This window comes from Bacillus sp. FSL K6-1366 (genome assembly GCF_037976695.1).
GTDB lineage: Bacteria > Bacillota > Bacilli > Bacillales > Bacillaceae > Bacillus > Bacillus subtilis.
The window spans coordinates 459,461-474,497 of the sequence record NZ_CP150268.1 but is presented as its reverse complement, the minus strand read 5'-3'; the positions used below and the strand labels follow the sequence as shown (position 1 = coordinate 474,497).

Annotated in this window: 17 protein-coding genes; 12 read left to right on the top strand and 5 right to left on the bottom strand. The window is 45.7% G+C overall.

Going from position 1 to position 15,037, the window contains the following annotated elements:
• Positions 1 to 36: 36 nt before the first annotated feature.
• Positions 37 to 1,053, bottom strand: coding sequence for an NADPH dehydrogenase NamA (namA, locus tag MHI44_RS02505; RefSeq protein ID WP_003230377.1), 1,017 nt, complete (start codon positions 1,051 to 1,053; stop codon positions 37 to 39).
• 171 nt (positions 1,054 to 1,224) lie between these two features.
• Here namA and MHI44_RS02500 point away from each other — a divergent pair, with 171 nt between their 5' ends.
• Positions 1,225 to 2,868: a M20/M25/M40 family metallo-hydrolase gene (locus MHI44_RS02500; protein ID WP_339202808.1), complete on the top strand. Its 1,644-nt coding sequence runs from the start codon at positions 1,225 to 1,227 to the stop codon at positions 2,866 to 2,868.
• A 39-nt stretch (positions 2,869 to 2,907) separates the two neighbouring features.
• On the opposite strand, the gene proC is transcribed toward MHI44_RS02500, so the two are convergent.
• Entirely contained in the window at positions 2,908 to 3,744 is an 837-nt protein-coding gene (proC, locus tag MHI44_RS02495; RefSeq protein WP_212058854.1) for a pyrroline-5-carboxylate reductase, read from the bottom strand.
• Positions 3,745 to 4,148: 404 nt separating this feature from the next.
• On the opposite strand from proC, the gene MHI44_RS02490 reads away from it, so the two are divergent.
• The 5 genes from MHI44_RS02490 to MHI44_RS02470 all read left to right on the top strand — a co-directional run bounded on the left by MHI44_RS02490 (position 4,149) and on the right by MHI44_RS02470 (position 8,737).
• Positions 4,149 to 5,108, top strand: a complete 960-nt coding sequence (locus MHI44_RS02490; RefSeq protein ID WP_043857773.1) for an MBL fold metallo-hydrolase — start codon at positions 4,149 to 4,151, stop codon at positions 5,106 to 5,108.
• 5 nt (positions 5,109 to 5,113) lie between these two features.
• Positions 5,114 to 5,893, top strand: a complete 780-nt coding sequence (locus MHI44_RS02485; RefSeq protein WP_015483409.1) for an SDR family oxidoreductase — start codon at positions 5,114 to 5,116, stop codon at positions 5,891 to 5,893.
• A gap of 75 nt (positions 5,894 to 5,968) precedes the next feature.
• A complete protein-coding gene (dsdA, locus tag MHI44_RS02480; protein WP_192857883.1) occupies positions 5,969 to 7,315 on the top strand; it encodes a D-serine ammonia-lyase in 1,347 nt (448 codons plus the stop codon).
• Positions 7,316 to 7,386: 71 nt separating this feature from the next.
• Positions 7,387 to 8,346, top strand: a complete 960-nt coding sequence (gene coaA / locus MHI44_RS02475) for a type I pantothenate kinase (RefSeq protein ID WP_003245966.1) — start codon at positions 7,387 to 7,389, stop codon at positions 8,344 to 8,346.
• Between the two features lie 4 nt (positions 8,347 to 8,350).
• A complete protein-coding gene (locus MHI44_RS02470; protein ID WP_192857882.1) occupies positions 8,351 to 8,737 on the top strand; it encodes a VOC family protein in 387 nt (128 codons plus the stop codon).
• Here the strand turns inward: MHI44_RS02470 and MHI44_RS02465 are convergent.
• From MHI44_RS02465 to MHI44_RS02455, 3 genes are all read right to left on the bottom strand, one after another.
• Positions 8,734 to 8,892, bottom strand: coding sequence for a hypothetical protein (locus MHI44_RS02465; protein WP_004398585.1), 159 nt, complete (start codon positions 8,890 to 8,892; stop codon positions 8,734 to 8,736). The genes MHI44_RS02470 and MHI44_RS02465 overlap by 4 nt on opposite strands.
• Positions 8,893 to 8,921: 29 nt before the next feature.
• On the bottom strand, positions 8,922 to 10,175 hold the full coding sequence (locus MHI44_RS02460; RefSeq protein WP_015714218.1) for an MFS transporter: 1,254 nt from the start codon (positions 10,173 to 10,175) through the stop codon (positions 8,922 to 8,924).
• A gap of 552 nt (positions 10,176 to 10,727) precedes the next feature.
• On the bottom strand, positions 10,728 to 10,934 hold the full coding sequence (locus tag MHI44_RS02455) for a YqzH family protein (RefSeq protein WP_339203502.1): 207 nt from the start codon (positions 10,932 to 10,934) through the stop codon (positions 10,728 to 10,730).
• 165 nt (positions 10,935 to 11,099) lie between these two features.
• Between MHI44_RS02455 and MHI44_RS02450 the strand changes: the two genes are divergently transcribed.
• The 6 genes from MHI44_RS02450 (at position 11,100) to MHI44_RS02425 (ending at position 15,027) form a co-directional block, all read left to right on the top strand.
• Positions 11,100 to 12,338, top strand: a complete 1,239-nt coding sequence (locus tag MHI44_RS02450) for a DNA polymerase IV (protein ID WP_080121355.1) — start codon at positions 11,100 to 11,102, stop codon at positions 12,336 to 12,338.
• Positions 12,335 to 12,673, top strand: a complete 339-nt coding sequence (locus MHI44_RS02445) for a YolD-like family protein (RefSeq protein WP_024572747.1) — start codon at positions 12,335 to 12,337, stop codon at positions 12,671 to 12,673. Before MHI44_RS02450 ends, MHI44_RS02445 begins: the two co-directional genes overlap by 4 nt.
• A 185-nt stretch (positions 12,674 to 12,858) precedes the next feature.
• Positions 12,859 to 13,329 carry a GNAT family N-acetyltransferase gene (locus MHI44_RS02440; RefSeq protein ID WP_004398668.1) on the top strand — a complete coding sequence of 157 codons (471 nt, stop codon included), beginning with the start codon at positions 12,859 to 12,861 and terminating at the stop codon, positions 13,327 to 13,329.
• A 9-nt stretch (positions 13,330 to 13,338) separates the two neighbouring features.
• A complete protein-coding gene (locus tag MHI44_RS02435; RefSeq protein WP_339202801.1) occupies positions 13,339 to 13,683 on the top strand; it encodes an antibiotic biosynthesis monooxygenase in 345 nt (114 codons plus the stop codon).
• On the top strand, positions 13,676 to 14,707 hold the full coding sequence (locus tag MHI44_RS02430; RefSeq protein WP_339202799.1) for a GNAT family N-acetyltransferase: 1,032 nt from the start codon (positions 13,676 to 13,678) through the stop codon (positions 14,705 to 14,707). Before MHI44_RS02435 ends, MHI44_RS02430 begins: the two co-directional genes overlap by 8 nt.
• Positions 14,704 to 15,027 (top strand): iron-sulfur cluster biosynthesis family protein, encoded by a 324-nt coding sequence (locus tag MHI44_RS02425; RefSeq protein ID WP_003226552.1) that lies wholly within the window; start codon positions 14,704 to 14,706, stop codon positions 15,025 to 15,027. Before MHI44_RS02430 ends, MHI44_RS02425 begins: the two co-directional genes overlap by 4 nt.
• Positions 15,028 to 15,037 lie beyond the last annotated feature (10 nt).

Genomic DNA, 15,037 nt, shown 5'->3' with positions numbered 1-15,037 from the left:
AAAGAGATATCCTCTACAGGATATCTCTTATGGGCATTACCAGCCTCTTTCGTATTGAACAGGGGCCGGAATCTCTGTATTGAGCTGTTTCGCAGCAGTTCTTGCAAAGAATGGATCCCGCAAAAGCTCTCTGCCGATAAAGATGAGGTCGGCACGTCCGTTTTGCAGAATTTCTTCAGCCATTGAACCGTCTGTAATCATGCCGACGGCACCAGTAGCCATGTCCGCCTGTTCACGGATTTTCTCAGCGAAGCTGACCTGATAGCCAGGGAATACGTTAATGTCTGCGTGAACAAGGGCGCCTGAGCTGCAGTCAATTAAGTCAACACCCTGCTCCTTCATCCATTTTGCAAAACCGATGTGATCGGCAATGTCTAAGCCTTTATCAGTGTAGTCAGAAGCAGATACACGGACAAATAAAGGACCGTCCCATACTTGTTTGACTTCATCAATGATCTCTCTCAAGAAACGATAGCGGTTTTCAGGTGAGCCGCCATATTCATCTGTTCGATGGTTGGAAAGCGGAGACAAAAATTCATGAATTAAATATCCGTGCGCCGCATGAATTTCAATCACATCAAAGCCGGCTTCTTTTGCGCGGGCAGCCGCTTGCTTGAACTCCTGGACCGTTTCTTTTACTTTTTCTGCTGACATTTCTACAGGTGTTGCTGATTGTTCGTCAAACGCAATCGCCGATGGAGCGAAGATATCTCCTTCAAGCTCAGCTTTACGTCCGGCATGGGCAAGCTGAATGCCGATTTTTGAACCTTGTTCTTTGACCTGCTCAGTCAGTTTTGCAAAGCCTTCAATATGCTCGTCGCTCCAAATGCCTAAGTCTTGGTCAGTGATTCGTCCTTGAGGGTTAACTGCTGACGCCTCTACAATAATCAGTCCGACCTGGCCGATTGCGCGCGATATGTAATGTGCCATGTGGAACGGTGTTAATTTTCCGTCCTTTTCATGAGAAGAATACATGCACATTGGCGACATGACAATGCGGTTTTTTAACGTCATATCTTTAATTGTAATAGGTGTAAATAATTTTCTGGCCATTTCTTTCGCCTCCCGTAAGGTTTTTAGAGATTGATTATATCAAGTCATTTCTTTCCCGTCATATAAACTGCTCAAATGAACCGCTTTTGTCAAACATTTCTGTATAATAGACGAGAAATCAGTTTATTTTTCAGTATAGAAGCATTTTTATTCATAGGAGGGGCGGAATCAATGAATTGGCAGACGAAGGACGAATTGCTGGCACTTTTAACTTCTCTTGTGCAATACGAAAGCATCACCGGTTCAAAGGGCGAGGCAGCGCTTGCAGAGTATCTTTATTTTATTTTGAAGGACAAGCCCTATTTTCAAAAGCACCCTGATGATGTAACACTTCATCCGATGGACGATGGCAGATCTTTTCTTACGGCTCTAGTCAAAAAGAAGAATGTCAAAAAGACAGTGCTTCTGCTGAGTCATTTTGATGTCGTTGACATAGAAGATTACGGCGAATTTAAACATATGGCTTGCAAGCCTGCTGAGCTTTTGAGCTCCTTTTTAGAGAAAAAAGAGCTGCTCCCGGAACGTGTGAGAAGAGATGCCGAAAGCGGAGACTGGCTGTTCGGAAGAGGGACGATGGATATGAAAGCGGGGCTTTGTATTCAACTGTCGATGCTGGAGAGGGCAATGAACGGGCATTTTGAGGGCAATCTGCTGTTGATAACGGTTCCGGACGAGGAAGTGAATTCAAGAGGCATGATTGAAGCGGTTCCTGCATTGAAGGAGATGGAGAAAAAGCATGATATCACATTAACCGCTTGCCTGGATGCCGAACCGATGTTTGAAAAATTTCCCGGCGATCAGCAGCAATATTTTTATACAGGAAGCATTGGCAAGGTGCTTGCGGGTTTTTTCTGCAAGGGGATTGAGACACATGTTGGAGAGCCGTTTTCAGGTCTAAACGCAAATTTAATGGTATCTGAGATTAACCGTTTGCTTGAACTGAATGCTGATTATTGCGAAAAGGTTGATGGCGAGGTCACTCCGCCGCCGGTAAACTTAATGCAAAAGGACTTGAAAGAGGCATATTCAGTCCAGACACCGCATACAGCCGTCACATTATTTAATGTGCTGTCAATGAAACGCTCAGCTAGTGAGCTGCATCAGATGCTGCTTAAAACAGCAGAACAGGCGGCGGAGGAAATCATGTCGAACGTTCGGAAGAAAACACAGGATTTTCAACAATTTGAGCCATTTCAGCCGATTGAGCGGGACGTCACTGTTTTGACATTTGATGAGCTGGTCTCGCGTGCAAAAAAGCGTGCGGGGATCTCGGAAACAGAGCGGGCTCTAAATTATGCCTTTGCTAACAGGGGGGAGCTTGGAGACAGGGATTTTTCGACGAAAATTGTTTCTGAGCTTGCTTCGCTTTGTAAGGAGGATGCGCCGCTCATCGTTCTGTTTTATAGTCCGCCGCTTTATCCAGCTGTTTCTTCAAAGGATGATCAATTGATCAGAAATACAGCAGATCAGATAAAGCATTATGCGGCTGAGCGATACGGCATTGCATTACGGGAGGTTCAGTACTTCCCCGGACTTTCGGACTTGAGTTATCTTCAGCTGGAAAAACAGGAGGTTGATGCATACACAAGCAATATGCCGCTCTTTAACAGAGGATATTCATTGCCAAGCGGTAAAAATCAGGCTTTATATGTTCCGGTTTTAAATGTCGGTCCGGCTGGTAAAGACCCGCATAAATGGACGGAAAGATTGTATATGCCTTATTCCTTTGAAGTGCTTCCCGATTTGCTTTCATTTACGATCTCCGCGCTATTAAAGCAATCAGAATCTGCCGGCCAGCTGCTGCGGGAAAAATAAAAAACAGAAGGCACAGTGCCTTCTGTTTTTGTCTTACATCTAAGAATGTCTCTCTAAGGCGGCAACGGCAAACTGTTCTTTGATTTCTGCGCTCCGTTTAGCTGTTTCTTCAATACAGTGAATAATTGCTTCTTCAAAGCGGGAGTCCTGTAAAGCGCGAAGACCTGCCTCTGTAGTGCCCCCAGGACTGGTGATTTCTTTACGCAGCTTTTCCGGCTGTTTGCCGCTTTGAAGGAGCATATCTGTTGCCCCTGCCATTGTCTGCAAAATGAGTGCTTTTGCCGTTTCTTTATCTAATCCTACTTTTTGTGCCGCTTTTTCCATCGCCTCAATATAACGATACACATAGGCCGGGCCGCTGCCTGCGATTGCAGTGACAGCGTCAAGATCTCGCTCCTCAACCAGTGTTGCATCACCGATTGTTTTCAATAGAGCTTTTGCGGCACTAATATCATTCTGGCTTGCTTCAGCGCTTACGGAAAATCCGGTTGCTGATTTTCTGATTGCCGCTGATGTATTCGGCATGACGCGAATGACCGGGAGCTTTCTGCCAAAATAATGCTGAATGGTTTCGATGGTAAGGCCTGCAAGTACTGAAATGACAAGCTGGTCCTTGATATACGGCCGTATGCTGTCGATGCTTTCCGCCGCGTCTTTCGGTTTGAAAGTGAGGATAATGATATCGGTGTGAGTGAAAAACTCATTTTTATCTCTGCATGGACGCACGCCGTACGTTTCCTTTAATTCAATCAGACGCTCGTCATTTGAGCGATTTGTAATATAGATATGTTCTGGTTTTGTGATGCCGCTTTGCAAAATGCCGTTGATCATTGCTTCTGCCATTGACCCGGCGCCGACAAATCCTATCTTTTTCATTGATATCCTCCTTCTATCAGAACAACAAAAAACCTTTTCATCACGTAAAGGACGAAAAGGTTCGCGGTACCACCCTCATTAGCACAAATTGTGCTCAGCTCAAATCCCCGTAACGCGGGAAACGTTTAGGTTTTCCTAACCGCGACTTGAGGGCAGGTTCTACAAACAAGCGGGCCGCAACACCTTTCAGCCGGGGGTATCGCTCTCTTAGGCCATTGCCTTGTATACTATTCCTCGTCATAGCGTTCCAATGGTTCTCGTTTTAGTTTGTTGTTCATTATGCAATGGCGGACAAGCTAATGTCAATAGCTTTTTCAAAAAGGTTTGTTCTCATTCTGCAATAATGACACAAGACCGAGAAAAAGCTAAAATATGAATAATGAATGAAGACAAGGAGCGAAAGGATGACAACTGAAGATGTAATTGCGATCCGCGTCCCGACGCCGTTTGCTGTCGGCGATGTTATCGTTTACCTCGTAAAAGGTGATGCACTGACACTTATCGATGCCGGGCCGAATACAAAAGAGGCTGCCAGAGCCCTGCAAGAGCAGCTTGCCGCTGTAAATGTGAAAATGTCAGATATCGAGCAGGTTGTACTGACTCACCATCATGCTGATCATGCAGGCTTGCTTGATGTCTTTTCAGATGAAATCGAAGTGATTGGGCATACATTCAACGAACCTTATATCAGCCGAAATCAAGCCTTTATGGATTGGCAAAAACGTTTTTTTCAAAAGCTGCTGCCTGAATTAGGCGTTCCATTTGATACGGGGAAGGCGGAAAAGCTGATTCGATCAGCGTACGCATTTTCCTGTACGAGATCTCTGACAAAATCAATCAGAGAAGGTATGGGCATAGATGGGCTTGAGGGCTGGTCTGTGTTGGAGATGCCTGGACATGCTGAATCGCATATCGTTCTGTTCCATGAAAAAAGCGGAAGGATGCTTGGCGGCGATCTACTGCTGGCCAACAGCTCGTCTAATCCGATTTTGGAAGCGCCGAAAGCGGGAGACGTCAGGTCAAAGCCTTTAGTGGATTATCAGCGGTCATTGCGAAGGCTGTCTCAACTTGATCCAACAATCGTATTTCCTGGTCACGGCGAGCCTATCACCAGTGTACAAGCGCTGATTGAGAAGCGTTTTGACAAGCAGAGGAACAGGACGGAGGATGTGCGTCGCATGCTGGATGAAAAGCCAATGACCGCTTTTCAGGTCTGTCAGCAGCTTTTTCCTGCTGTATATGAAAAGGAATTGTTTTTAACGATGTCAGAAACGGCAGGTCACCTTGATGTGTTGGAGGCTGAAGAAGCCATCACGTCATATTGGGAAGGAAATACCGCATACTTTAAAACAATGAAGAGGTGAAATGGGTGAAACATATAGCGGGAAAAAGGATTTGGATAACCGGCGCTTCAGGAGGGCTTGGTGAAAGAATCGCATACTTATGCGCGGCTGAAGGAGCCCATGTCCTGCTGTCGGCTAGACGCGAGGATCGTTTGATAGAAATCAAAAGGAAAATAACCGAGGAATGGAGCGGACAGTGTGAGATTTTTCCTCTGGATGTCGGCCGCCTAGAGGATATTGCCCGGGTCCGCGATCAGATCGGCTCGGTTGATGTACTGATTAACAATGCGGGCTTCGGTATATTTGAAACGGTTTTAGACTCTACATTGGATGACATGAAAGCGATGTTTGATGTGAATGTCTTCGGCTTGATCGCCTGTACAAAAGCGGTGCTTCCGCAAATGCTTGAGCAAAAAAAGGGCCATATCATCAATATCGCCTCTCAAGCGGGGAAAATCGCAACACCGAAGTCTAGCCTGTATTCCGCGACCAAACATGCCGTGTTAGGTTACTCAAACGCTTTGCGGATGGAGCTTTCGGGAACCGGCATTTATGTGACAACAGTCAACCCGGGACCGATTCAGACGGACTTTTTTTCCATTGCTGATAAAGGCGGGGACTACGCCAAAAATGTCGGCCGCTGGATGCTTGATCCTGATGACGTGGCAGCTCAAATTACAGCTGCAATTTTTACGAAAAAGCGGGAGATCAATCTTCCGCGTTTAATGAATGCCGGCACTAAGCTGTATCAGCTGTTTCCAGCTCTTGTAGAAAAGCTGGCAGGACGCGCGCTCATGAAAAAATAATGATGGAACTGCCTGTGGTGGAGTGGCTTGTTTCTCACGAGGCAGTTTTTGATAGTGGAAGGGAGAGATTGTTGAATGTCAGTTCATTCAGAAGTCCTTCATGCTCTGCTTAAAGATCCGTTTATTCAGAAACTGATTGATGCAGAGCCTGTATTCTGGGCAAATTCAGGCAAGAAAGAGGGGCCAATACCCCGTGCAGATGAGTCGGCAACCGAGATAGCGGAAGCGGAAAAAAGAATGCAGCGGTTTGCACCTTACATTGCCGAGGTGTTTCCTGAGACGAAAGGCGCTAAAGGAATCATCGAGTCTCCGCTTTTTGAGGTGCAGCATATGAAGGGAAAGCTGGAAGCGGCATATCAACAGCCATTTCCCGGAAGATGGCTTTTAAAGTGCGACCATGAGCTTCCGATTTCAGGATCGATTAAAGCGAGGGGCGGGATTTATGAAGTGTTAAAGCATGCTGAAAATCTCGCGCTTCAAGAAGGAATGCTTCAGGAAACCGATGATTACCGCATCTTACAGGAAGAGCGGTTTACCGGGTTTTTCTCCCGCTATTCGATTGCTGTCGGTTCGACAGGAAATCTAGGTTTAAGCATCGGCATCATCGGCGCGGCACTCGGCTTTCGCGTGACAGTGCATATGTCCGCCGATGCTAAGCAGTGGAAAAAGGATCTCCTCCGCCAAAAGGGAGTCACTGTTATGGAGTACGAAACAGATTACAGCGAAGCGGTGAACGAGGGGAGACGGCAGGCGGAACAAGATCCATTCTGTTATTTTATTGATGATGAACATTCTCGTCAGCTGTTCTTAGGATATGCTGTTGCCGCAAGCCGATTAAAAACACAGCTTGACTGTATGAATATAAAGCCAAGTCTTGAGACGCCCTTGTTTGTGTATCTGCCGTGCGGAGTCGGCGGAGGACCGGGCGGTGTAGCATTTGGGCTGAAGCTTTTATACGGAGATCATGTTCATGTGTTTTTCGCAGAACCAACTCATTCACCTTGTATGCTGTTAGGGCTTTATTCAGGACTTCACGAAAAGATCTCCGTCCAGGATATCGGCCTGGATAATCAGACTGCTGCTGACGGACTTGCCGTAGGGAGACCGTCAGGATTTGTCGGCAAGCTGATTGAACCGCTTCTGAGCGGCTGTTATACGGTAGAGGACAATACGCTTTATACTTTGCTTCATATGTTGGCTGTATCTGAAGATAAATATTTAGAGCCCTCTGCTCTTGCCGGCATGTTCGGGCCGGTTCAGCTTCTTACGACAGAAGAGGGAAGGCACTATGCTCAGAAATATAAGATGGAACATGCCGTACATGTCGTCTGGGGAACGGGAGGAAGCATGGTTCCAAAAGATGAAATGGCTGCGTATAACCGAATCGGTGCTGATTTGCTAAAAAAACGAAATGAAAAATAAGCAGACAGTGAAAAGGTTTTCCGTTACAATCTTTGTAAGGGTTTTAACCTACAGAGAGTCAGGTGTAAACAGTGAAAAATAAAGAACTTAACCTACATACTTTATATACACAGCACAATCGGGAGTCTTGGTCAGGTTTTGGGGGGCATTTGTCGATTGCTGTATCTGAAGAAGAGGCAAAAGCTGTGGAAGGATTGAATGATTATCTATCTGTTGAAGAAGTGGAGACGATCTATATTCCGCTTGTTCGCTTGCTTCATTTACATGTCAAGTCTGCGGCTGAACGCAATAAGCATGTCAATGTTTTTTTGAAGCACCCACATTCAGCCAAAATTCCGTTTATTATCGGCATTGCTGGCAGTGTCGCAGTCGGAAAAAGCACGACGGCGCGGATCTTGCAGAAGCTGCTTTCGCGTTTGCCTGACCGTCCAAAAGTGAGCCTTATCACGACAGATGGTTTTTTATTTCCTACTGCCGAGCTGAAAAAGAAAAATATGATGTCAAGAAAAGGATTTCCTGAAAGCTATGATGTAAAGGCGCTGCTCGAATTTTTGAATGACTTAAAATCAGGAAAGGACAGCGTAAAGGCCCCGGTGTATTCCCATCTAACCTATGACCGCGAGGAAGGTGTGTTCGAGGTTGTAGAACAGGCGGATATTGTGATTATTGAAGGCATTAATGTTCTTCAGTCGCCCACCTTGGAGGATGACCGGGAAAACCCGCGTATTTTTGTTTCCGATTTCTTTGATTTTTCGATTTATGTGGATGCGGAGGAAAGCCGGATTTTCACTTGGTATTTAGAGCGTTTTCGCCTGCTTCGGGAAACAGCTTTTCAAAATCCTGATTCATATTTTCATAAATTTAAAGACTTGTCCGATCAGGAGGCTGACGAGATGGCAGCCTCGATTTGGGAGAGTGTCAACCGGCCGAATTTATATGAAAATATTTTGCCGACTAAATTCAGGTCAGATCTCATTTTGCGTAAGGGAGACGGGCATAAGGTCGAGGAAGTGCTGGTAAGGAGGGTATGAAATTGTGCATCATATTGAACTGTATGTCTCTGATTTGGAGGCGTCTAGGCGGTTTTGGGGCTGGTTCTTAAAAGAACTTGGTTATAAAGAGTATCAAAAATGGAGCTCAGGCATCAGCTGGAAGAAAGATCGTTTTTACCTAGTGATTGTGCAGGCGAAAGAGTCATTTCTAGAGCCGAAATACCATAGATGCCGAGTCGGTCTGAACCATCTCGCATTTCATGCTGAATCCAAGCTTCAAGTCGATTTGATGACCGAAAAACTCACGGCAAAAGGCTATCGTGTGTTGTACCGAGACAGGCATCCTTTTGCCGGAGGAGACGGGCATTATGCAGTCTTTTGTGAGGATCCAGACCGGATTAAGGTAGAGCTCGTTGCCCCAAGCTGTTAATCGTGATCTTCGGACAGGCTGTTCAGCTTTTTCTCAATGCGATCCAGCTGCGCTTTTCGGTTTTTCGCATACTTGAAGCCTGTAACAGCCGCAAAGACGACAGCGGCAAATATAATAAATACAAACAGCTGAAACATCACATCACCTATATTCATGTTCTTCACCTCATGTTTGCGGGAGAGATTCATTCTCTTCCGTTTTTTATGTAAAGCGGCTTTTCCAGACGGGAACGGTGTTTTGTGGTCTCCATTTTCATTTGCCGATAGGCGAACGCTAAAAATGGCAGGCCGAGCAGGGTAATGCCGCTCAGGACAGAAAAAATATAAATCGGCCGGCCAGCGCCAAACAGGTCTATACATATCCCCCCGACCCAAGGGCCGATGACGTTTCCGAGCTGTGAAAAACCGATTGCCCCGAAATAAGTGCCCTTTAATCCTGGTTTTGCAATCTGGTCTACATACAAATCCATCATAGAGAATAAAAGCACTTCGCCGATTGTAAATGTGATGACAATCATCACAATTGATGGAACACCGTGTGATACGGTGAAAATGGCCATGCTGATGCTAACCATCACATTACCGAGCATCAGAGAACAAAGCGGCGAAAACCGTTTTGCAAAATGGACAATGGGAAATTGCGTCGCCAACACAACGATTGCGTTTAATGTCAGCATCAGCCCATACAGCTTCGTTCCATTGCCGATCAAGGGGTTCTGCGCCATATACTGAGGGAATGTGGAACTGAATTGTGAGTAGCCGAAGGTGCATAGCGTAATGCCGACCAAAGCAATGGTAAAAAGATAATCCTTTTGCGTGACCATAAACGCTTCCCGCACGCTCATATTTCGGGACTGGGCTGGTGCTGATAAGGATGGATGTTTTTTAAATTGGAGGGCAAGCACAATTCCGTATAGTCCGTAAATGACTGCAGGCACCAAAAAGGGCGTAGTCGATTGCGATGAGCCGAAATATAGGCCAAGCACAGGTCCGAAGACAACGCCGATATTAATAGCCGCATAGCGTAAATTAAAAACTAGCAGTCTCGTTTTTTCTTCTGTCATATCAGACAACAAGGCCTTTGAAGCGGGCTCAAACAGTGATTTGCAAAGACCGTTTAATGCGTTTACTACAAAAAACACCCAGAGATTAGATGCTGCCGCAAAGCCTGCAAATACCAGCATCCATCCGAAAATCGATACAAGCATCATGTTTTTTCTGCCGAATTTATCTGAGATATATCCGCCGTAAAAGCTTGCGAGGATGCCGACTGATGAGCTCGCGGCAATGACCAGCCCTGCATAGGAAGCTGATGCGCCTTGGACGGCTGTCAAATAAATCGCTAAAAAAGGAATGCTCATCGATGTTGCCATTCTGCCGAAAATGGTTCCGATTATAATTGTCCAGCTGATCGGGTGGATATCTTTCCATTTCTTCATGAATTATATTCTCTCCTGTATGTATGATCTTTCTCTATCATATATGAAAAAATTTCCTTCTCCAATAGATCGTTCAAAATATTTCGTTATTGACATGTAGTATGCCTGATTGTATGGATGGCAATATACTATGCGTTGAGGATGCGTGTGGCTGACGGAGTTTACATCTTGAAATTGAAGAAGGAAAATGACGGGATGTCCGATGAAAAGCAAAGCGATTGGTCAGTGAGAGTGTGTTAGTTTAAGCCGCCAGGACGTAGATCATATCGGCAGTGAAACCGGCTATGAGATCAAGATGTACGCTGAAAACCGGCATGGGCCGCATGACAGAACAAGAGAGCACATCTCTTCGAAAAAGTGTATACGCGTGATCATGGACAGCTTATTCCGTTTTGCGCGAGCACTGAGGGGAATTTTACGCCAGGCCATATGAATCTATGGAGCGTGAGAAAATCCTGCTTTTTTCTGTAAGCCTGAGACTGTTTATTTGTTTCAGGCGGTGTTTTCAAAGGGAAGCCGCATCAGCGGCTGAAAGAACTGACAGTCATGCGTTTAAGAGAACAGACCTTGGTTTGTGACATAGTCATAAATGATATCTTCTATATGCGCATGCAAATCCTCATCCGGTTCTTCATTCCGTCTCTCTTGTAGAGCCGCTTTCAGGCTTTGTTTTTCATACGGGCTTAACGGGTCTATAGCAACGTTTCTGCCGTATTGACGCAATGCCTGTCCCATCATTTTTTCGACAAATTCCTCCATCATGACTCTCCTATCCTTATGCTTCGCTTTTATTCTACTAAATGTTTTTCTTCTCTCAAACCCTTGGATCATATTTTCTGTCAGACAAGAATCATTTACCAGTATAAAACGAACATACTTTCGCATATAATGAAAAACGAACATAAGTTCTTTTTAGAGGTGTGTATGATGAAAGAAAAAGTGATTTTTCTCGTTGACATGCAATCGTTTTATGCATCTGTAGAGAAAGCGGAAAATCCACATTTGAAAAATAAGCCTGTCATTGTTTCGGGTGACCCTGAAAAAAGGGGCGGAGTGGTATTGGCTGCCTGCCCGCTGGCGAAACAAAAAGGTGTGGTGAATGCTTCACGGCTGTGGGAGGCGCAGGAAAAGTGTCCTGAGGCTGTTGTGCTCCGGCCGCGTATGCAACGGTATATTGATGTATCACTGCAAATTACGGCCATTCTCGAGGAGTATACAGACCTTGTGGAGCCTTATTCTATCGATGAACAGTTCATGGACATTACAGGCAGCCAGAAGCTGTTTGGGACGCCGATGGAGATCGCGAAAAGCATTCAGGGCAGAATCATGCGGGAGATCGGCGTTTATGCACGGGTCGGAATCGGCCCTAACAAAGCGCTGGCCAAAATTGCGTGTGACAATTTTGCCAAAAAGAATAAGAACGGTATTTTTACTTTAACGAAAGAAAATATGAAAACCGAAATGTGGCCGCTCCCGGTGGGCAGCATGTTTGGCGTCGGGAGCCGCATGAAGCATCATTTAAATCGAATGGGCATCAGCACGATCGGCGGGCTCGCGGCTTTTCCGCTCGATCTTTTAAAAAAGAAATGGGGCATTAACGGCCACGTGCTGTGGATGACGGCAAACGGAATCGACTATTCCCCTGTGTCAACTTCGTCTCTGGACGGGCAAAAGGCGATAGGCCATGGAATGACTCTCCCGAGAGACTACGAACACTTTGACAAAGAAATCAAGGTCGTATTGCTTGAGCTGAGTGAAGAGGTGTGCAGGCGAAGCCGAAACGCCGGGGTCATGGGGCAGACAGTGTCAGTGAGCTGCCGGGGTGCTGATTTTGATTGGCCGACGGGCTTCAACCGGCAAGTGAAGCTGGCAGAGCCGACTAATTCTACGCAGGATGTATATGAGGCTGTACGACGGCTGTTTCTTACATTTTGGGACGGGAAACCCGTCCGCCGCCTCGGTGTCAATCTGTCTCAGCTCTCATCTGATGACATATGGCAGCTCAATTTATTTCAGGATTATGCAAAGAAAATGAGCCTAGGCTATGTGATGGACGGCATTAAAAATCGATTCGGCGATACAGCAATCATCAGGGCGGCGTCACTGACAGCGGCAGGCCAGGCATTTGAACGCGCGGCTAAAATAGGGGGGCACTATAAATGAACGACCATTTAAAAAGGGGCAACCTGCTGTGGGAAGGGAGCAGGATGTTTCTGCCGGAACATAAGCAAAGCCTGCTGGAGAGAAAGCGACTTAAACAGAAGCTGCAAAAGCCGATCCTTGACCCCGATAAGCTGGAAGAGCTGAATCAAACGCTTTGCGCCGCGATGGAGTTTGCTCAGGATATCACTGTCAGCTGCTTTCAGGACGGTGAGATTGTCCGCTGCACCGGGAAGATCTGCCGGTATGAAGAGTTTGAAAAAGCAGTATGGATAAAAGGAGACGAGAATCAGCTTTATAAGCTGAAACTTGATCAAGTGCTTGATATTGTGCTGTAAAGTCTCTCCTCCTGCTTGGGGGAGAAATAGGTTTAAAATGATCAAACATTGTTCCCTCGGCAGTCTGGAAACGTATGATACAGGAAAGAAGGCATTTACAATTCCAGCCAGGCAAAATATAATTTTTATATTGTGAGAAAAAGAGCTGACATTCGTTTTGCCAGACGGAGGGAGATCAAATCGTAATGGATATTCGAACAATCACGTCTTCAGATTATGAAATGGTAACGTCTGTACTGAATGAATGGTGGGGCGGCAGACAGCTGAAAGAAAAATTGCCGAGACTATTTTTTGAGCATTTTCAGGACACAAGCTTTATTACATCCGAACATAACAGCATGACCGGATTTTTAATCGGATTTCAATCGCAATCGGATCCTGAAACGGCGTACATTCATTTTTCCGGTGTGCATCCAGATTTCAGAAAAATGCAAATTGGGAAACAATTGTATGATGTATTTATCGAAACAGTAAAACAAAGAGGCTGCACCCGGGTAAAGTGCGTCACTTCACCTGTGAATAAGGTATCAATCGCATATCACACAAAATTGGGGTTTGATATTGAAAAGGGCACCAAGACGGTAAATGGCATCTCAGTGTTTGCAAACTATGATGGCCCAGGCCAAGACAGGGTACTGTTTGTCAAAAACATATGAGGGGGAAATATGATGAATTTTTTATCAAAAACACCTGAGCCTCCTTACTATGCAGTCATTTTTTCTTCTGTCAAAAGCGAAAATGACACAGGATATGGAGAAACAGCGGAGCGGATGGTATCGCTTGCGGCGGATCAGCCTGGATTTTTAGGCGTGGAAAGCGTACGTGAAGCGGATGGAAGGGGCATCACAGTTTCCTATTGGGACAGTATGGACGCAATTAACCATTGGAAGCATCACACTGAACATCAAGCAGCAAAAGAAAAAGGAAAAAGCGTTTGGTACGAGTCGTATGCAGTCCGCGTCGCAAAAGTCGACAGACAGCGGCTGTTTCAGGAGAACACGAATGATTGAATTTCTCCAGCATAAGGAAGCCGCTATAGCGCGTGAGATTTTAGCCATACAGATCCCCGCCTACATAAAGGAAACAGAGATTATCGGTTTTGACGGTATTCCCGCTTTACAAGAGAAGGTGAAGGATATTCAAGCATCCCATGAACGGTTTGCGGGATATCGGGAAAACGGCAAGCTGATCGGTGTCATTTCATATGAGAAAAACATGCATCATCTCACCATTTGCAGGCTTGTTGTACATCCTGACGGTTTCAGAAAAGGAATTGGACGAGCACTTCTGCAATTTGTCATTGATCATAATGAAGACGCTGAGAAAATCGAAGTAGTCACAGCCGAGAACAATATCCCGGCCGTGTCACTCTATACACAGGCCGGATTCCAAAAGGCAGAAACCGTCAAAGCAGCGCAGGGTCTATTGCTGACGGTCTTTCATTTGTATCCGAAAAGAAAAGTTGAGGTCATTCTCTACAACGAAAAATGGGCAGAATGTTTCGATGAAGAAAAAGAACGGCTAAAACTTGTGTTCGGGCCGGAGATTATCGCTGTTCATCACATCGGAAGCACATCAATACCGAACATGGCAGCGAAGCCAATCATTGATATGTTAATTGAAGTCAGAAGCATTGAAGCCGTGAGCCAATTTGATGAACAAATGAAGGCTAACGGCTATACACCAAAAGGTGAGAACGGCATAGCTGGCAGGCGTTATTTCCAAAAGGGCGGAAATAAACGCACTCATCATGTCCATATGTACGAACAGGGAAACCCTGCTATTGAAAGGCATCTGTTATTCAGAGATTATCTCAGAGCTCATCCAAACATAGCGAAAGAATACGCCGTTCTCAAAAAACGGCTGGCGGCCCAGCATCCTGACAGCATCAATCAGTACATACAAGGGAAAGATGAGTGGATCAAGACTGCAGAAGAAAATGCGAAGCGGTGGAAAAAAGGCAGAAACAATGCGAATGGCAGTGTTGTATGCTACAATAGCGAAAATGATGAAAACGGGGGTTTCACCTTATGAACATACATGTGACAGATGCAGCAAAACAGGCACTGCAGCAGGCGTTTGACGCCAACCCGGGAAAAAAAGCCCAGCTTCGTTACGATGCAGAAGGATGCGGCTGCGCTGTAAGCGGTGTCCCGACAATCTGGCTGGCAGAAGAATTAACGGGACAGTGCGAGCAGCTGGAAACGAACGGCATTCCGCTGTATATCCAATCGTCGCAAAAAGTGTTTTTTGACGATCAAATGACGATCGATTACAATGAAAAAGCCAAAACATTGGCGCTGAAAAGCCCGGCTGAAATGCTCAGCCCCAGAATGAGCATATTAGTAAAGTAGGAGACGCGAA

Coding starts and splice junctions, on each gene's coding strand:
- namA (WP_003230377.1), bottom strand. CDS start 1,053: ATGGCCAGAAAATTATTTACACCTATTACAATTAAAGATATGACGTTA.
- MHI44_RS02500 (WP_339202808.1), top strand. CDS start 1,225: ATGAATTGGCAGACGAAGGACGAATTGCTGGCACTTTTAACTTCTCTT.
- proC (WP_212058854.1), bottom strand. CDS start 3,744: ATGAAAAAGATAGGATTTGTCGGCGCCGGGTCAATGGCAGAAGCAATG.
- MHI44_RS02490 (WP_043857773.1), top strand. CDS start 4,149: ATGACAACTGAAGATGTAATTGCGATCCGCGTCCCGACGCCGTTTGCT.
- dsdA (WP_192857883.1), top strand. CDS start 5,969: ATGTCAGTTCATTCAGAAGTCCTTCATGCTCTGCTTAAAGATCCGTTT.
- MHI44_RS02465 (WP_004398585.1), bottom strand. CDS start 8,892: ATGAATATAGGTGATGTGATGTTTCAGCTGTTTGTATTTATTATATTT.
- MHI44_RS02460 (WP_015714218.1), bottom strand. CDS start 10,175: ATGAAGAAATGGAAAGATATCCACCCGATCAGCTGGACAATTATAATC.
- MHI44_RS02455 (WP_339203502.1), bottom strand. CDS start 10,934: ATGGAGGAATTTGTCGAAAAAATGATGGGACAGGCATTGCGTCAATAC.
- MHI44_RS02450 (WP_080121355.1), top strand. CDS start 11,100: ATGATGAAAGAAAAAGTGATTTTTCTCGTTGACATGCAATCGTTTTAT.
- MHI44_RS02445 (WP_024572747.1), top strand. CDS start 12,335: ATGAACGACCATTTAAAAAGGGGCAACCTGCTGTGGGAAGGGAGCAGG.
- MHI44_RS02440 (WP_004398668.1), top strand. CDS start 12,859: ATGGATATTCGAACAATCACGTCTTCAGATTATGAAATGGTAACGTCT.
- MHI44_RS02435 (WP_339202801.1), top strand. CDS start 13,339: ATGATGAATTTTTTATCAAAAACACCTGAGCCTCCTTACTATGCAGTC.
- MHI44_RS02430 (WP_339202799.1), top strand. CDS start 13,676: ATGATTGAATTTCTCCAGCATAAGGAAGCCGCTATAGCGCGTGAGATT.
- MHI44_RS02425 (WP_003226552.1), top strand. CDS start 14,704: ATGAACATACATGTGACAGATGCAGCAAAACAGGCACTGCAGCAGGCG.